General features: G+C 74.2%; 13 protein-coding genes and 1 tRNA gene. 9 read left to right on the forward strand and 5 right to left on the reverse strand.

Translation table 11 applies throughout. The features are described from left to right. The coding region (locus tag ABZX96_RS36665; RefSeq protein ID WP_355553552.1) for an acyltransferase at positions 1-1,145 on the reverse strand (1,145 nt) is incomplete at its 3' end. 136 nt (positions 1,146-1,281) lie between these two features. After that, entirely contained in the window at positions 1,282-2,457 is a 1,176-nt protein-coding gene (locus ABZX96_RS36670) for a nucleotide disphospho-sugar-binding domain-containing protein (RefSeq protein ID WP_355553554.1), read from the reverse strand. Positions 2,458-2,652: 195 nt separating this feature from the next. Between ABZX96_RS36670 and ABZX96_RS36675 the strand changes: the two genes are divergently transcribed. The 7 genes from ABZX96_RS36675 to ABZX96_RS36705 all read left to right on the forward strand — a co-directional run bounded on the left by ABZX96_RS36675 (position 2,653) and on the right by ABZX96_RS36705 (position 9,918). After that, a complete protein-coding gene (locus ABZX96_RS36675) occupies positions 2,653-3,840 on the forward strand; it encodes a nucleotide disphospho-sugar-binding domain-containing protein (RefSeq protein ID WP_355553557.1) in 1,188 nt (395 codons plus the stop codon). Further along, the gene (gene rfbC, locus ABZX96_RS36680; RefSeq protein WP_355553560.1) at positions 3,828-4,490 is read left to right on the forward strand and encodes a dTDP-4-dehydrorhamnose 3,5-epimerase; all 663 of its coding nucleotides are present in this window, start codon (positions 3,828-3,830) and stop codon (positions 4,488-4,490) included. The genes ABZX96_RS36675 and rfbC overlap by 13 nt, the downstream gene beginning before the upstream one ends. A 10-nt stretch (positions 4,491-4,500) precedes the next feature. Then, on the forward strand, positions 4,501-6,147 hold the full coding sequence (locus ABZX96_RS36685) for an FAD-dependent oxidoreductase (protein WP_355553562.1): 1,647 nt from the start codon (positions 4,501-4,503) through the stop codon (positions 6,145-6,147). Further along, positions 6,144-6,911 carry an SDR family NAD(P)-dependent oxidoreductase gene (locus tag ABZX96_RS36690; RefSeq protein ID WP_355553564.1) on the forward strand — a complete coding sequence of 256 codons (768 nt, stop codon included), beginning with the start codon at positions 6,144-6,146 and terminating at the stop codon, positions 6,909-6,911. Before ABZX96_RS36685 ends, ABZX96_RS36690 begins: the two co-directional genes overlap by 4 nt. A 154-nt stretch (positions 6,912-7,065) precedes the next feature. Further along, a complete protein-coding gene (locus ABZX96_RS36695) occupies positions 7,066-8,025 on the forward strand; it encodes an aromatase/cyclase (RefSeq protein WP_355553567.1) in 960 nt (319 codons plus the stop codon). Further along, positions 8,009-9,613 (forward strand): AMP-binding protein, encoded by a 1,605-nt coding sequence (locus ABZX96_RS36700; protein ID WP_355553569.1) that lies wholly within the window; start codon positions 8,009-8,011, stop codon positions 9,611-9,613. Before ABZX96_RS36695 ends, ABZX96_RS36700 begins: the two co-directional genes overlap by 17 nt. Continuing rightward, positions 9,610-9,918, forward strand: coding sequence for an antibiotic biosynthesis monooxygenase family protein (locus ABZX96_RS36705; RefSeq protein ID WP_355553572.1), 309 nt, complete (start codon positions 9,610-9,612; stop codon positions 9,916-9,918). The genes ABZX96_RS36700 and ABZX96_RS36705 overlap by 4 nt, the downstream gene beginning before the upstream one ends. A 235-nt stretch (positions 9,919-10,153) precedes the next feature. Here ABZX96_RS36705 and ABZX96_RS36710 read toward each other — a convergent pair. Then, positions 10,154-10,227 (reverse strand) — tRNA-Pro (locus ABZX96_RS36710). Positions 10,228-10,666: 439 nt separating this feature from the next. Next, positions 10,667-11,026, reverse strand: coding sequence for an MmcQ/YjbR family DNA-binding protein (locus ABZX96_RS36715; RefSeq protein ID WP_355553575.1), 360 nt, complete (start codon positions 11,024-11,026; stop codon positions 10,667-10,669). A gap of 302 nt (positions 11,027-11,328) precedes the next feature. On the opposite strand from ABZX96_RS36715, the gene ABZX96_RS36720 reads away from it, so the two are divergent. Next, positions 11,329-14,583, forward strand: a complete 3,255-nt coding sequence (locus tag ABZX96_RS36720) for an amidohydrolase family protein (protein ID WP_355553578.1) — start codon at positions 11,329-11,331, stop codon at positions 14,581-14,583. 42 nt (positions 14,584-14,625) lie between these two features. On the opposite strand, the gene ABZX96_RS36725 is transcribed toward ABZX96_RS36720, so the two are convergent. Beyond that, positions 14,626-15,819, reverse strand: a complete 1,194-nt coding sequence (locus tag ABZX96_RS36725) for a Gfo/Idh/MocA family oxidoreductase (protein ID WP_355553581.1) — start codon at positions 15,817-15,819, stop codon at positions 14,626-14,628. A gap of 468 nt (positions 15,820-16,287) precedes the next feature. On the opposite strand from ABZX96_RS36725, the gene ABZX96_RS36730 reads away from it, so the two are divergent. Further along, positions 16,288-17,589: an acyl-CoA dehydrogenase family protein gene (locus tag ABZX96_RS36730; RefSeq protein ID WP_355553584.1), complete on the forward strand. Its 1,302-nt coding sequence runs from the start codon at positions 16,288-16,290 to the stop codon at positions 17,587-17,589. Positions 17,590-17,643 lie beyond the last annotated feature (54 nt).

Genomic DNA, 17,643 nt, shown 5'->3' on the forward strand with positions numbered 1-17,643 from the left:
ACCGCGGTGGCCGCCGCTCCCGGCGCCACCGCGGTGAGCGGCAGCTTCGGGACGTCCTTCGGCCGCAGCCTGCGCACCAGCGGCAGTTCCACCAGCCGGTAGAGCAACCACGCCACCACCAGCGCCAAGAGGAACTGCGCGACCAGTGACAGCAGACCGACCCACCAGGACAGCACCGGCAGCGGCGCGGGCAGCAGCCCGGCCTTCTGGCCCGCGCTCCACAGCCGGCTGAACAGCTCCTCCTGCACCAACAGGTGGCTGACGTAGAAGGACAGGGAGATCTCCCCGAACCACACCAACGGCTTCCACCGCAGCGGCGACCAGCCGGACCGCAGGTCGGCGGTGCTGAGCGCCGCGATGAGCAGCGCGAACGGCACGACCATGGTGGCGCCCAGCGGAAGGTACCCGCCGGCGCGGAGTGTCGCCCACCAGCCGACCGCGCACAGCACCAGGCTCACCGCCACCCCGGGCCCCCGCCACGCGCCGCGGCGCACCAGGAGGGCGAGGCAGATGCCGATGACGAACTCGGCCATGCGCATCGGCGGGAAGACGTAGGCGAACCAGTAGCCGACCGGTCCGCCGTACTCGCCCGTGGCCACCATCTCCGCGGGGTCGGGGTGGGTCAGGGAGAAGGTGCGGGAGACGACGTACGGCAGGACGAAGACCAGGACCGCGGCCACCGCCGGCAGGGCGTACAGCATCCAGGTGCGCGCCCGCCCCAACAGGTACAGCAACGCCGGGAAGCACAGATAGAAGAACGCCTCGCAGCTCAGCGACCAGTCCAGGCCCGTCATCGTCAGGTAGTACCACTGGCTGGGCACCCAGTCCTGCACCAGGAAGACGTGGGCCAGCGTGACCTGCGTCCCCGGCACTTCATAGCGCACCGCGACCAGCGTGAACGCCACGGCCAGCGTCACCAGGTGCACGGGGTAGACCTTGGCGATGCGCCGCCGGTAGAAGGACCAGGCCCGGTCGCCCGGTCGCGCGATGAAGGTGAGGACGAATCCGCTCAGCAGGAAGAAGCAGGAGACCGCCACGCCCCCTCCCCGCGAAAAGAGAATCCGGAGCAATTCCTGCACGACGGCCGAGTCGAACGAACCGCCCGCCATCACGAATGCCAGATAGAAATGCGTGCCGAAAACCATGACCGCGAGAATTCCGCGCAATCCGGTGAGTGACACGAGATGCTGGGGCCGCACGGAATCAAATTCCGCGCCGCCGTCGTTGGACACACTCATCAATGGTCTCCCGTTGATCGGGCCGTCGGGAACGGCGCGCAGGTCATTTCCGGGCGAGCCCCTCCAGGACGGAGACGGTCTCGGCGGGCGGCGGCACCCGCCGCATGCCGGCGGCGAGCCGCAGCGCCGCCTCCCGGTAGGACGGGACCTCCAGCAGGCGGGCGAGATGCTCCCGGATCTCCTTCACCGGGTCGGCCGCGCGGCTCAGTTCGCCGTACGTCAGGTGGATGCCGGCGCCCGTGGCCGCCTGCCGCTCCCCGTTGAGCGAGGGCTCCGGCCGCCGGGTGACGGTCAGCTGGGGCAGGCCGAGCCGGGCGGCGGTCAGGGTGGTGCCCGCGCCTCCGTGGTGGACCACCGCGGTGCACGTCGGCAGCAGCAGGTGCAGCGGTACGGACACCTCCGTGCGGACCGACCCGGGCAGGTCGCCGAGGAGTTCGCGCTGGTCGGCGGTGGTCGTCAGGACGACCTCCACGGGCAGCGCGGTCACCGCCTCGACCGCCTGCCGCAGCAGGTCCGCCATCGCGGCGCCGAGCAGCCGGGCCGTCGTGGCACCCCACGTCACACAGACCCGCGGCCTCTCCGGCCGGTCGAGCAGCCGGTCCGGCAGGGCGCCGGGCCCGTTGTACGGCACATACCGCATGGGGTGGACCCCGTCGGCCGGGCCGAAGCCCATGGCGGGCGGGCAGGGGTCGACCCACGCGTCCGGCCAGGTCCGCACGGCCGCGCCGAACCGCTCGAAGAGCCGCACGTAGCCGTCTTGGGGTTCGCTCCCGAGGCCCTTCATCTCCAGCCGCTGCAACCCCGGGCTGCCCCAGAGGTGGCTGACGCCGGGCACGCCGAGCACCGAGGCGAGGACCGGGCCCGCGTACGACACGGCGTCGTGCACGACCAGGTCGGGCCGCCACGCACGGCCGAACGCGACCAGGTCGTCGAGCATGTTCGCGGCCATGGCGAACTGCCGCTGCCCGAGTGCCTCAAGGAGGCCCAGGCGCCGCTCGTCCAGCAGCTCCGGCCGGACGGGCCAGCCCTGCGGCCAGCGGTCGTGGTCGTGCCACGCCACCAGGTCCCGGTCCTGCCGCGCCGCGCGCCCCAGATCGACGGCACGGCCCACCGGCACGGCGGGCAGCCCCGACGCGGTGATCGCCCCGGTCAGTGACGGGGCGCTGGCAACCCGCACCTCATGGCCGGCCGCCCGCGCCGCCCATTCCAGCGGAACCATCGGGAAATGGTGGGACGGCGAAGGAAAGGTAGTGAAGAGTATGCGCATTTTCCGACCCTCCGGATCATGGGCCGTGCGGGCCCGCACTCTTTCTCCCAGCGCCGGCACGAGCCCCGGTCGAGCGCCGCTCGACCATGAATGGAAGAGCGCGGGCAGCCCTGTTCCCGATGCCCGTCGCTATGGCAGGGTCTGCCCATGAAGATTTTGCTGACCAGCGCTCCCCTGCACGGTCACGTACTTCAGCTGGTGCCTTTCTCCTGGGCTTTGCGAGCAGCCGGGCACGAGGTTTTGGCGGCCGTCCCCGAGGAATTCGCCCCGGTCGTCCGCGAGGCGGGTCTCCCCGCCGTCGGCACCGTCGCGGACGTGACGATGCGGCAGATGATCGGCTTCGAGCGCGACGGGACACCCGTCCCCTGGTCCGCCGATCCCGACCGGAGGATCCGCCGCAGCGGACGGGGGTTCGGCCGGCTGGCCGCGCGCACCCTGGACCGCACCCTGAGCATCGCCGAACGCTGGCGCCCCGACCTCGTGGTCAGCGAACCCACCGAGTACGCGGGCCGCATGGTGGCCGCCCGCACCGGTGTGCCCTGGGTCGAGCACGGCTGGGGCCTGGCGATCTCCCCGCTCTACCACGAGGCGGCCCAGGAGGAACTGGCTCCCGAACTGGCCGCGTGGGGCCTGCGCCACCTGCCCGGTCCCCGGCTCGTCATCGACGTCCGCCCGCCCGGGGTGCCCGGCGGCCGGGCTTCCGGGCCGCCCCGGCGCGTCCTGCCGATGCGGTACGTGCCGTACAACGGCTCCGCCGCGGTGCCGGAGTGGACCCGCGGGCCGCGCGACCGGCCCCGCGTCTGCGTCACACTCGGCAGCCTGCCGCAGGACCGGAGCGGTCCGCTGCCGGACGCGGTCGTGCGGGGGGCGGCACGGGCGGGTGCCGAGGTGGTGCTCGCCATGGGCGACGCCGCGGTCGCCCCCGGCCCGGCCGGCCTCGCCGGGCCGGTACGGGCGGCGGGCTGGCTGCCGCTCGACCAGATCCTGCCCGCCTGCGACCTCGTCGTCCACCACGGCGGACCCGGCACGACGATGACGTCCTTCGTCCACGCCGTGCCCCAACTCGTCCTGCCCTCCCCGTACTCGGACACCGTCGCCTACGCGCAGGCGGTGGTGGACGTCGGAGCCGGCCACCGGCTCGACCCCGCCGAGGCGTCACCGGACAGCGTCGAGGCCGCGTGCCGGGCTCTCCTCGGCGATCCCCGCCACCGGGAGGCGGCCCGGGCCGTGGCCGACGGCATCGGCCGGCTGCCCTCGCCGGCCGATGTCGCCGCCGAAGTCGTCACCGCCGTCGAGCACCCCCTGGTCGCGCGGGAGCCGGCGTGCGCCGGGTAGCCGCGCCCGACGGCCCGGGCCGTCACCGCCCGGCGGAGCCGGAACACGCGGGAGCCGGTGTGCGCCCGCTGGCCATCCCGGGGGCCTGGGAGCTCACCCTGCGGCCCCACCACGACGAGCGCGGCATGTTCGCCGAGTGGTACGCGCCCGCGACCGTCGCGCGGGCCACGGGCGCGCCGCTGCCCATCGCCCTGGCCGGGGTGTCCGTTTCCCGGCGGGGCGTGGTCCGCGGTGTGCACTTCGTCCGCACGCCTCCCGGCCAGGCCCGGTACGTGACCTGCGTGGCCGGTGAGGTGCTGGACTTCACCGTGGACGTGCGGGAGGGCTCGCCCGCCTTCGGCCGCTGGGACGCGGTGCGGCTCGGCCCGGATCACTGGCGCGCCGTGCTCCTCTCCGAAGGACTCGGGCACGCCTTCGCCGCCCTCACCGACCGGGCGACCGTGCTGTACCTGTGCTCCGCGCCGTACCGGCCCGCACTGGAACGCGCCGTGCACCCGCTCGATCCGGATCTGGCCCTGCCCTGGCCCACGGACCGGGAGCCGGCGCTCTCCGAACGGGACGGCACCGCCCCGACCTTGCGCGAGGCGGCACGCCTGGGCCTGCTGCCGCGCTACCCGGGCGCCCCGTCCCCCCGCCCGACGACACCGTAAGGAGACCGACTTGACCACGCCGCAGCACGACACGGCACCGGCCGTCCTGGTGGCGGGCGCCGGCCCGGTGGGCCTGATGACCACGTACGAACTCGCCCGCCGCGGTGTACGGGTGCGCCTGATCGACGCCGCCGACGGGCCGGCCACGACCAGCAGGGCCATGGCCACGCACGCGCGCACCCTGGAGACCTACGACCAGGCGGGGCTGCTGGACCGGATCATGGCCCGGGGCCGGGTCGTCCAGCGGTTCACCATGCATCGAAACGGCCGCACCCTGGCCCGCCTGGGCCCCGACTACTCCCGCCACCCCACCCGCTTCCCCATGACCTTGATGATCGACCAGGCGGCCACGGAGGACGTGCTGCGCCAGGCCGTGGCCGAACTCGGCGTGAAGGTCGAATGGGGCGTACGCCTGACCGCGTTCACCCAGGACGCCGATGCCGTCCACACCGTGCTGCGCACACCGGCGGGCGAGGAACACCTCACCGTCCGCCGGCTGGTGGGCTGCGACGGCGGCCACAGCACCGTCCGCAAGCTGCTGGGCCTGCCGCTCGTCGGCCACGCCACCGAGACCTGGCTGATCGCCGACGCGCACCTCGACGTGGACCTTCCGCAGAACAGCATCCACTGGGTCAAGACCGGCACCGGCACGGTCATGGTCATCCCGTTCCCCGAAAAGGGCAGGTGGCGCCTCCTGGACACCGCGGACGCCCACTACGACGGTGACCCGGAGGCCGTCGCCGAGCGGTTCGCCCGCAAGCTCCGGCACGGCCTCGGGCGCCCCGTCACCGTCCGCACCCCCACGTGGGTGTCCGTCTTCACCATCCAGCAGCGGATGATCGGCACCATGCGCGTCGGCCGCTGCGCGGTGGCCGGCGACGCGGCGCACGTGCACAGCCCGGCATCGGGCCAGGGCCTCAACACGGGTGTCCAGGACGCCTTCAACCTCGGCTGGAAGCTCGCCATGGTCGAGCGGGGCCACGCCGACGAGCACCTGCTGGACAGTTACCCGGCCGAACGCGTACCCATTGGGCGCGCCCTGCTCGGCGCCACCAAGAAGGCCACGTTCCTGGTCCAGTTGAAGAACTCCACCGCTGCCGCGGCGCTGCCCGCCGTCTTCGCCGTGGTCCGCCGGTCCGCCGCGGTGCGCGGCCGGATCGAGCGCAAGATCATCGGCGCGATGTCCGCCCTGGCCCTGGCCTACCCGGACAGCCCGCTGACGCTGCCCGACCCCCGGCCCGCCGGCGCCCCCGGCCCGCGCCCGGGCACCCGGCTGCCCCAAGTGACCGAGGCAGGGGCACGGACGGACGGGTGGACCGCGCTCCTGGACGAACTGCGCGACCCTCGGTGCACGCTGCTCGTGGCCGGCGGCGTCCCCGACGTCCTGGGCACCGCACGCGGGACCGCCCGCGAGCACGCCGCCTGGCTCTCCGTGCGCACCCTCGACGACGCCCCCGGCGAAGTACCGGAAAGGGAACCTTCGTCCCTGGCCGACCGGGACGGGCGGCTGCGCGCGCACCTCGGCCTCCGCCCCGGGGCATGGCTGCTCGTCCGGCCGGACGGATACGTCTGCGCCCGCGGCCCCCGGCTCACCCCGCACGCCCTGGAACCGGCACTCGACGCCCTGCGCGGGCGCCGGCCCGGACGGGAGGGATGAGCGTGGACCTGGGACTCGACGGCAAGGCCGTCCTCGTCACCGGCGCCTCCTCCGGCATCGGGCTCGCCACCGCACGGGCCTTCGGCGCCGAGGGCGCCCGGGTCGCGGTCGCCTACCGCGGCGGCGCCGAGCGCGCCCACCACCTGGCCGAGGAACTCGGCGCCCGCACCGACCGTGCCCTCGCCCTCCCGTACGACCTGGGGGACCCCGACACGGTCGAGGCCGCCGTCGCCACCGTGACACGCCGCTGGGGCGGCGTGGACGTCCTCGTCGCCAACGCGGTGCGGCGCGGACCCCGGCGCCCGCCCGGCCGGCACACGGAGGACGTGCCCGCCGACGCGTGGCGGGCCCTGCTCCGCGACAACCTGGAGCAGACCCTGCGCACGGTCCAACTCGTGCTGCCCGGAATGCGCGAGAGGAAGTGGGGCCGCGTCGCCCTGGTGTCCTCGCACGTCGTCCGGGACGGCGCGCCCGGCCAGGAGTTCTACGGAGCGGGCAAGGCCGCCCTGCACGGCTTCGCCCGCAGCCTGGCCTGGGACACGGGGCCCGACGGCATCCTCGTCAACGTCGTCAGCCCCGGGCTGACCCGCACCGCCGGGGTCCTCGCCGACCTGCCGGCGCGGGTACGCGAGAAGGAACTGTCCCGCACCCCTAGTCGGCAGCTCAGTTCGCCCGACGACGTGGCCCGCGCCGTGGCCTTCCTGTGCTCCGAGGCCAACGGCAACATCACCGGCGCCGTCCTCGACGTGTCCGGGGGCCGATAGGGCCCTCCCGCCCCCGGCCGGTCCGCTCGCCCGCGGCGCCGGCCCTCCCCGCGCACACCACACGCCACACCTCCCGGCCTTCGGACGCGCCGCTGTCGCCCGGACGGCCGGTCCCGCGATCACCGACGAACGGTCCCACCTTGAGAGGAACAGCATGTCGCGCACCCATCTCGTACGGCACACCGTCACCGTCAAGGCGCCCGCCGAGCGCTGCTACGCCCTCGTCGCCGACCTCGATGCCTGGCCCCAGCACTTCGGCCCCGCCGTGCACGCCGAGGTCCTGCGGCGGGACGAGGACGGTGCGGAACTGGTCCGGCGCTGGGCGCTGACCGGCGACGACACGGTCCACGTCTGGGACGCCTGGCGGCGGCTCGCCCCCGACGCGGGGAGGATCACGCTGGATCAGGTGGAGCCCGGGGCGCCGCTCGCCTCCATGCGCGCCACCTGGACGTGCTCGTCCGCGGGCGCCTCCACGACCGAGGTGGTCGTCAGCCATGAGTTCACCCTCCGCGACGACGCCCCGGACGACGCCGTCCGCACGCTCACCGAGGAACTCGACGGCCGCACCCCGGGGCAACTGGCGTCCCTGCGCGAGACCGCCGAGACGTGGGAGGACCTGGAGCCCCGGGTGATCTCCTTCGAGGACCCGCTGTTCATCGGCGGCCGTCTGGAAGACGTCTACGAGTTCCTGTACGCCGCCGGCAAGTGGCCCGAGCGCGTCCCCCACGTGACCGGGCTGAAGCTGACCGAGGACGTCCCGGGCATCCAGTTCTTCGACATGCACACGCACACCCCGGACGGACGGGAGCACACCACCCGCTCCGTACGGATCTGCCTGCCCCCCAACAAGATCGTGTACAAGCAGATCGCCCTCCCCGCCCTGCTCGACGCGCACACCGGGCACTGGGTGTTCGTCCAGACGCCGGAAGGCGTGGTCGCGCACGCCCGGCACACCGCGACCATCAAACCGTCCGCCCTGCCGCTGCTGGGTGAGGGCACGACCGTCGCCGACGCCCGGAAGTACCTGCGCCGCGTCCTGAGCACCAACAGCCTTCAGACCCTGCGCCACGCCCAGCGGTTCGCCGAGGAGCGCTCCCGTGCCGGCGCGGCCTGAGCCCACCGGTCCGCGGCCCGTGTTCGGCCGGGTCCCGGACGACCCGGCGGCCCTCGCCCACGTCCCCGACGTGCCGTTGGACGGGCTGCTGCGACGGGCCGCCGCCGCGGTGCCCGACCGGACGGCCCTGCACACACCCGAGGGGCAGGTCACCTACGCCGCACTCGACGCGGCGGTGGACGGCGGCGCGGCGGTGCTCGCCCGGGCGGCGGGCGGCCGTGGTGCCGTCGTGGGCGTCGTGTCGTCCCTGACGGCCTCCTTCGCCATCGCCTACTACGGCGCGGTGCGGGCGGGCCTGGTGGTCGCGATCATCAACCCCTTCCTCCGCGAGGACGCCCTCGCCCACGCCCTCACCAGCGCGTCGGTGTCCGTCCTGGTGGCACCGCCCGAGGTGGCCGCACGGGTGGAACGGATCCGCGACCGCCTGCCGGGCCCGGTCGCGGTGCTGCCTCCCGGAGAGGTCACCCGGCCGGGACCGGCCCCCGGCGGCCCCGCGCCGGACCCGGGAGCGGTGGTCTGCCTCCAGTTCACCAGCGGCACCACCGGCGACCCCAAGACCGTGCGGCTGACGCACCGCAACCTCGTCGTCAACGCCGCCCAGATCGCCGCCGTCCACCGGCTCGACAGCACCTCCGTGACGCTCAACCACCTGCCGCTGTTCCACCCGATGCACCTCAACTCGGCCGTGTGGGCGGGCGCGACCCAGGTGCCGGTACCGGACCCCGACCCGGCCGCGGCCATCGAGGCGGCCAACCGCCACCGCGCCTCGCACTTCTACAGCCTCCCCGTGCGGCTGGCGCACCTGGCTGCCGACCCGCGCCTGCCCGGCCTGCGACTGCGGACGGTGGGCACGGTCTTCTCGGGCGGCTCCGCCCTCCTGCCCGCCCCGGCCCGCAAGCTGGCCGACCACTTCGGCATCCCGGTCGTCCAGGGATACGGCCTGGCCGAGACCTCTCCCCTCACCCACTGCCAGCGCCCCTCGCGACCCGTACCCGGCTCGGTGGGCGCGGTGGTCCCCGGCACCGAATGCCGGGTGGTCGACATCGACACCCGTGCGCCGCTCCCGGCCGGCCGTCCGGGTGAGGTCCAGGTCCGCGGACCGCAGGTCATGCACGGGTACCTCGGCTCCGCCGACCCGGCGGTCGACGCCGACGGCTGGTTCTCCACCGGAGACGTCGGATACGAGGACGCGGCCGGCAACCTCTTCCTGACCGACCGGCTCAAGGACGTCTTCAAGTACGAGAACTGGGTCGTCTCGCCCACCGAGATCGAACAGGTCCTCATCGGCCACCCGGCCGTCCGGGACTGCGCCGTGGTCGACCACCCCGACCCCTACCGCGGCGCCGTGGCCCACGCCTTCGTCGTCCTGGCCGCGGACACCGAAGGGGCGGCGCGGCCGGCCCCCGCCGACATCGCCGCCCACGTCGCCCGACGGCTGCCGTACTACCAGCACCTGAAGTACATCGACGCCGTGGACGACATCCCGCGCTCCCCCAATGGGAAGATCCTGCGCCGCGTTCTCCGCGATCGCATCGGCGGATCCGCCCAGCCCCCATCCCCCGCCCCGTCCCTCGGAGGACCCCAGTGATCACCGTCATCAACCGGCTCACCGTCCACGGCGACATCCCGGCCTTCCAACGGGTGCTCCAGGGCATCACCGCCCACATGAGCAGCCAGCCCGGTTTCCTCGGCCACCGCCTCTACCGCTCGATGCGCGACCCCCGGGTCTTCATCGAAACCGCGCAGTGGACCGATGCCGCGTCGCACCGCACCGCGATGCGGGCCGACGCCTTCCGCGAAAAGGTCAAGGACCTCGGAGGCCTCGCCACTCCCGAGCCGGACGTCTTCGAGACCGTCGAGGAGGACGCGCCGACCGCCGCTGAACGGGCGTAGCGGGCACGCCGCGACCCCGGAATGCCTGTGGGACGGCCCTCACCACTCGGGTGCCGGGTCCCCCACGGACTCCGCGAGCTCGCCACGGCAGGGGTGCCGATGTCCTGTGGGCACCGGCACCGCCCGGCCACCGATGCGTCCATGCAGGCCCGACGAAGCCATGCACCCCAAAACGACCGAAAGGTCGTGCCGAATACCTTCGACACGACCTCCGACCTGCTACTTCACAAGCAAGTCGGGACGACAGGATTTGAACCTGCGACCCCTTGACCCCCAGTCAAGTGCGCTACCAAGCTGCGCCACGTCCCGGTGCCCGTCCGGCCTGGGGTTTTTCTTCCCCGGCTGACCGCGCGAAAAGAACAATACCGCATGTCAGAGGGTGCGCGCTGCCAGGTTCCCCACCGGGCGGACGGGCACGGCGGCCCTGCGGCGGGACGGGGCCGGGCCGGCGCCGGGTTGACGGCCGCCGACCCTCCAGGTCAGACGGCCACCCCGCGTGCCGGGCGGCCCCGCGCCGATCCCGCGCCACGGCCCGACGCACGCCGCGGACGCGCGGCTGCCGCATCCCGCAGCCCGCAGCCCGCATCCCGCAGCCCGCAGCCCGCGGCACACGGCACACGGCACACGGCACACGGCACCGTCCGGCCACCCGGCCACCCGCCCGGAACAAGCCGAGCGACCGTCCGACACACCACCCCCGCGTCAGCCCGTCACCCCCGCATCACCCCGCACCACACCCCCAGCTCCGCTAACCGCCCTCCCCCCACACCTCCGGATGGGCCTTCACCACCCCCGTCGGCGCCCGCAGCCGCCACGCGTCGAGCAGGATGGCGCGCAGTTCGTCGGCGTCCTCCAGGGCGGCGAGGCGGACCCGCAGCCACGCGGAGCGGTCGTCGTGGCCGGGCCGTATGAAGAACTTGTCCGGCTCGGCCTCGATCAGCTCGGCGCGGTCCTCCTTGGGGCACAGGAAGCCCATCGACGCGTCGTCCTCGGCGAGCGACGCGAAGATCCTCCCTCCGACGCGGAAGGTGGGCACGCCCCAGGTCAGCTTCTCGCTCGTCTCCGGGAGCCCCAGAGCGAGCGCGCGTACGTCGTCGGCAGTGGCCATGCCCCGAACGTAGCGCCCGCCACTGACAACGCCCTCCCGGCGCCCGTCGGCGCAGGTCGGCCCCCTCACGTCGGGAAAGCCACCCCCGGCGACCCGCCCAGACACGGCCCTCGCACGCCCCTCGCGCGGCCCTCCGCGACCAGCCGGCCCGCGTCTCTCCACACCGATCAGGCCAACATCACCCGCCACCCCCGCCCCCGCGCCCCATCCCGTTCCCCCGCTCCCACCCCCCGTGGCACGATCAAGCGACACGACTCGCCGCACACTCCTCACCCGCGCAACTCTTCGTCGCAGGAGGACCGTTGGACACCACGGGCACCACGGACAGCACCGAGACCCCTTCCCCCGTCACCTCGCCCGGCCCCCTCTCCCGACGCAGGTTCCTCCAGGGCACGGCCACCACCGCCGCCGCGGCCGGGCTGAGCGTCGGCCTGCCGGGGCCGGTGGCCGCGGCGCACGGGACGGCCACGGAGACGGCGGCCCGCACGCGCGGCACCGTGCTCTCCTTCACCGCCGCCACCAACGGCTCCGCCACCCTCTCGCCGCGCGGGGACCGGCTGATCGCCGAGGTCCAGAACGTGCTGTGGTCCATCCCGCGCGAGGGCGGCGACGCCCGCGCGCTCACCCCACCGGACCTGGAGCCCACCCGGCCGGTCTTCTCCCCCGACGGCTCCCGCATCGTCGTGAGCGCCTACCGGGGCGGCGGCTTCCACCTGTGGACGCTACGCCCGGACGGCTCCGGGCTCCGGCAGCTCACCGACGGCCCGTGGGACGACCGCGGGCCCGCCTGGTCGCCCGATGGCGGCCGGATCGCCTTCGCGTCCGAGCGGGAGGGCGATCCGGTCGCCGGGAGTCCGTACCGCGTCTGGGTCCTGGAGGTGCGAACGGGGAAACTGACCCGCGTCACGGGTTTGCCGGGCCAGCAGGGACCCCATCAGGACGGCGCCTGGGAGGACTTCGATCCGTCGTGGTCGCCGGACGGCGAACGGCTGGTGTTCGTACGCGGGCGGCTCGAAGGGACCACGCTGGTCTCGCGCACCGTCGCGTCCGTTCCGGCGGACGGGGACGGTCCGGTGACCATCGAGCACACCGAGACGGCCACCGCCCAGGTGATGGTGCCCTCCCTGTCCCCGCCCGCCCGGGGGCGGGCCGGCGGGCGGCTCGCCTATCTGCGGACGACCGACGCCCCCGGTGCGACGTGCACGCTGGTCGTGGACGGCGCCCCGGTTCCCGTGGACGGCGACGTGCTGCCCGTCCCGCCGCGCTGGGTCTCGCCGGACGAGCTGCTGCTGACGGTCGGCGGCCGGTTCCAGGTGCTGCGGCCGGACGCGCCCGAGAAGGCGGAGACCATCGCGTTCGACGCGGAGTTGCCGGTGGACCGGCCGCGTTACCGGGTGAAGGACTACGGCTTCGAGCGCACCAGAGTGCGCCCGGTGCGCGGGGTGCACCTGCCCGCGCTCTCCCCTGACGGCCGCCAGGTGGCGTTCGCCGCCCTCAACGCCCTGTGGCTGGCCCCGGTGGCGGGCGGTGGCGCGCCGCGCCGGATCGTGCGGGCCGCGGCGACGCGGTACGTCCTGGGGCCGAGCTGGTCCCGCGACGGGCGGGCGCTGCTGTGGGCGGACGACCGGGACGGGCTCTTCGCCGTACGGCGGCGCGATCTGGCCTCCGGGGAGGAGACGGTGCTGGCCACCGGGGGGCGGGTGCAACCGGCGCTCTCCCCTGAGGGCGACCGCCTCGCCGCGCTCGACATGTCGGGAAATCTCGTCGTCCGGAATCTGGCCGACGCCACGGAGAAGGCCGTCGCCGCCCCGCTCGGCGGCGGTGGTCTGCCCGGCCGCCCGAGCTGGTCCCCGGACGGCCGCTACCTGGCGTTCTGCGACCGCAACCGGCTCAACCGGCGGTTCCGCGAGGGCTACAACCTCATCCGCGTCGTGGACACCCGCACCGGCCGGATCCGGCTGCACGCGGTGGCGGACCACGTCTCGATCTCCGACCGGTACGACTCCGGCCCGGTCTGGTCCCCGGACGGCCGATGGATGGCGCTGATCACCGAGTCCGCCCTGTGGGTGCTCCCCGTGCGGCCCGACGGCACCCCGGACGGCCCCCCGCGCCGCCTCACGGACGAGAGCGCCGACCACCCCTCCTGGTCCGGCGACTCCCGCACGCTGCTGTACCTCTCCGACGGGCGGCTGCGCCTGACGGACGTGGACGGCGGGGGCGCCCGTACGGTCCGGGTGGCGCTGGAGCACCGCCCTGACCGGGCGCGGGACACGGTCGTGCACGCGGGCCGGTTCTGGGACGGCACGGGCGAGCGGGTGCGCGAGGACGTGGACGTGGTGGTCCGGGAGGGCCGGATCACCGCCGTCCGGCCGCACGGGTCGCGGGTCCCCGCCGCCCGGCGCGTGGACGCCGCCGAGCGGACCGTGATCCCGGGTCTGTGGGACTCCCACACGCACCCCTGGCAGGTGACGTACGGCGGCCGGCAGACCGCCTCCCAGCTCGCCTACGGCATCACCACCGCCGTCTCCTTCGGCGGCTTCTCCTACGAGCAGGCCCGCCTGCGGGAGGCCGTGACCGCGGGTGCCCTGGCCGGGCCCCGGCTGCTGACCACCGGGGAGCTGCTGGACGGCTCGCGGGTCGCCTACAGCATGGGGCGCGCCCACCGCACCCGCGCGGGCCTGCGCCGTTCGCTCTCCCGTGGGGCGGCCCTGGAGTGGGACTTCGTCAAGACCTACGTGCGGGCCCCGGGCTGGCTCATGGCCGAGGCCGCGCGCTTCGGCCACCAGCGGCTCGGCGTGCTCTCCGGCAGCCACCTGCTGACCCCGGGCATACAGCTCGGCCAGGACCTGACGACCCACCTCCAGGCCACGCAGCGGCTGGAGTACGGCCACGCGGTGTCCGCGACCGGGCGGTCGTACGAGGACGTGACGGAGATCTACACCGCCACCGGCTTCCACCTCGTCGCCACCCCGTTCTCCGCCGGCGTCCTCCTGGGCGCCGATCCGGCGCTGGCCGACGACCCCCGGGTGCGCACTCTGATGCCGCCGTGGGACGCGGCCCTCGTACGGGAGAACGCGACCCACCGGCCGACCCCGGCCCAGCTGGGCGACATCGCCACCGAGGTGGCGAACTACCGCCGGGTGCTGCGTGGCGGCGGGCTGGTCGCGCTCGGCACCGACCAGCCGCTCACCCCCGTCGGCCTGCACCTGCACCTGGCCCTGCGGGCGCTGCGCCGCAACGGCCTGACCACCGCCCAGGCGCTGCGCACGGCCACCGCGCTCCCCGCCCAGGTGTTCGGCGCCGACGGCGACCTGGGCACCCTGGAAGTGGGCAAGCTGGCGGACCTGACCGTCGTGGACGGCGACCCGTTCACCGACTTCGACTCCCTGGTGCGGACGACGGCGGTGCTGCGCGGCGGACGGCTCTACGAGCAGCGCGACCTGGTCGCCTCCTTCCCGGCCCCGGACGCCCGCTCCCTGGCGGCGCACCGGCACGAGGACTGGCTGGAGGTCGGCCGGCTGCACCGCCGCGACTCCTGCTGCGACCTGCCGCACTGACCGCGGGCCTCGCATGGGGGGCCCGCGCGTGGGAGACCCGTTTCACCCCCGCACCTGGCCCCGCTCGAAGTACGCCACCAGAGCGGGGTCCAGGGCCGGCACCTCCCGTGGGGTGCCGCCGTCCCGCAGGGAGGCGGTGGCCCGGTCGCCGGCCGCCACGGCCATCCGGGCCGCCACCGGGGAGGTGTCGGTCGGCCCGCCCTCGCGGGCGAAGCGCAGGAACTCGTCGATCAGCAGGGGATCGGCCCCGCCGTGGTCCTCGTCGCCGGGGGTGCCGGGGACGGTGTGGAGGGCGTCGGCGTCCGTCCGGTAGGCGGACTGCCGGGTGTTCCACACCTTCACCACGCTGCCGGGGCCGTCCCCGAAGTTCTCCAGGCGGCCCGCGTCCCCGATGACGGTGTAGTTCCGCCAGTAGTCGGGGCTGAAATGGCACTGCTGGTAGGCCGCCAGCACGCCGTTGTCCAGACGGAGGTTGACCAGGGAGACGTCCTCCACGTCGATCTGCGGGTTCAGGCGGCTCTGCGCGCGCGGCGGCCAGGCGCCGTCGGCGTCCGTCCCCGGGGCGTACGGGGGCTCGTGGGGCGCGCGCCGGGCGCCCTGCTCCCCGTACACCACCAGGTCGCCGAGCGCCTGTACGTGCCGGGTGTAGCCGCCGGCGAGCCAGTGGAGGACGTCGATGTCGTGCGCGCCTTTCTGGAGCAGCAGGCTGTTGGTGAAACGCCGTTCGGCGTGCCAGTCCTTGAAGTAGAAGTCGCCGCCGTGCGCGACGAAGTGGCGCACCCAGACGGTCCGCACGGTCCCCACGTCCCCCCGGGCGACGAGGGAGCGCATCAGCCGGACGACGGGCGCATGGCGCATGTTGTGCCCGACATACAGACGGGTGCCGGTCTCATACGCGGTGCGCAGAATCGCGTCGCAGCGTTCGGTGGAGATCTCCAAGGGCTTCTCGACGAACACGGGTCGACCGGTGCGCAGGGCCTGGCAGGTGAGGTCGGCGTGCGTGTGGTCGGGCGTGAGGACGAACAGCGCGTCCAGGTCCGTGCGGCGCAGCAGCGCGTGGTGGTCGGCGTGGGTGTCGGCGCCCGGGAGGCGCCGGGTGGCGTGGGCCCGGCGGGCCGGGTCGGGGTCGGCGACGGCGACCACGCGGGCGCCGTTCCCGGGGCGGTGCGCCATTCGGGCCAGGTGGAAGCCGCGCAGGCCGAAGCCGATGACTCCCAGGCGCAGATCGTCGGGCATGGTCCCTCCACGGGGTGAGTGCTGCCCGGCCGCTGTGCGGTGGGCCGGCCGGGGAACGGGAGTACGGCGCGGCGCGAGGGTCCGCCACCGGCCGGGCGCCGGCGGGGCCCCGGCGGACCGGCACAGGCGCCCCGGCCAGGCCGTTCGCCCCTCCGGGCGCCCCGCGTCCCCGTACCGCGCGGCCTGCGCATCGGGCACCGAGGGGTGGTGCGCATATGCCGCGTGCTCCTACGGGTGGCATAAATGCCCGGAGTTGATGTTTTGTGCGCCGTGCAGCAGGTATGCCAACGGGTATTGCACGAGGTAAGCGCGAAACGACAGTCCGGATACGCCACTTCGGCGGGAAACCCCCCTGGAACGGCCGGAACGCCACGGACGGGTGACCACCACGCCACCCGGGCCGGGGCGAGGGACGGCATGACGCGACGAGCAGTGGGCGTGGGGGATGTCAACGGAGGAGGGCTTGTCTTGCACCGCTACTTCACCGACCAACGGCACGAGGCACTCCGGCAACGGGTGCGCGACTTCGCCGAACGCGAGGTGCGGCCCCGGGTGGCCGAGATGGAGGCGGCCCGTTCCGTCTGCCACGACCTGTCGCGCCTGATCGCCCGCCAGGGGTGGATCGGCGCGACCGTGCACCGCGCGTACGGCGGGATGGGCGCCGGCCACCTGGCCAAGACCATCATCATCGAGGAGCTCTCGCGGGTGAGCGCCGCGATGGGGGCCATGGCGCAGGCGTCGCAGCTGGGCGCGGCGAAGATCATTCATTTCGGCAGCGAGGAGCAGAAGAAGACCTGGCTCCCGGCGATCGCCTCGGGCGACTGCCTGCCGACCATCGCCGTCACCGAACCCCACTCCGGCGGCCACGTCCTCGGCATGACCAGCACCGCCGTAAGAGACGGCGAGGACTACGTCCTCAACGGCCGCAAGACCTACGTCGGCAACAGCCACGTCGGCGATCTGCACGGCGTGGTGGTGCGCACCGGCCCCGGCTCCAAGGGGCTGTCGGCCTTCCTGGTGGAGACCGGCCGGCCGGGCCTGCGGATCGGCGAGCAGCAGACCACCATGGGGCTGCACGGTTTCGGCTTCGGCGAGCTGTTCTTCGAGGACTGCCGGGTCCCGGCGGCCAACCTCCTCGGCGAGGAGGGGGACGGCCTGTCCGTGGCCTACTCCTCCAGCGTCCTGTACGGACGGCCCAACCTGACCGCCGTGTCGCTGGGCATCCACCAGGCCGTCCTGGAGCAGACGGCGCGCTTCTGCGCCGAGCGGCAGCGGTACGGCAAGCCGCTGGCCGACCTCGCCAACATCAAGCTGCGGCTCGGCCGGATCCAGTCCCGGCTGCTCCTCGCCCGGCTGACCGCCTACCACGCGGTGCACCTGCTCGACGAGGGCGTGCCGTGCGACGCGGAGTTGATGAACGCCAAGCTGGTCAACGTGGAGTCGTCGCTGGAGTCGGCGCGGGATTCCATGGAGATCCACGCCGCGTGCGGGCTGTTCACGGACCGTCCGGTGGAGCGCTATCTGCGGGACGCGCACCACATCTTCGCCCCCGCCGGCACCTCCGACATCCAGTTGCTGCGGCTGGCCGAGCTGGCGCTCGGCACGGCGAAGGGGGAATGGTCCGCCCGCCTGTCCGACCTCGTCCGGCGGGAGCAGGAGGAGTGGAGCGACGTCGTGGAGCAGACGCGGGAGGCGGCACGGCCGGCGCGGATGCCCGGCCGGCGCGACGGGGCCGCGGAGGAACACGCCGGACTGGCACCCGTCAGGTGAGACATGAGAGAGAGGCGACAGCGGGAACAGGCCGGGCGCCTGCCACGGGGGCAG

The sequence above is a fragment of the Streptomyces sp. NPDC003077 genome, assembly GCF_040611095.1.
Taxonomy (GTDB): domain Bacteria; phylum Actinomycetota; class Actinomycetes; order Streptomycetales; family Streptomycetaceae; genus Streptomyces.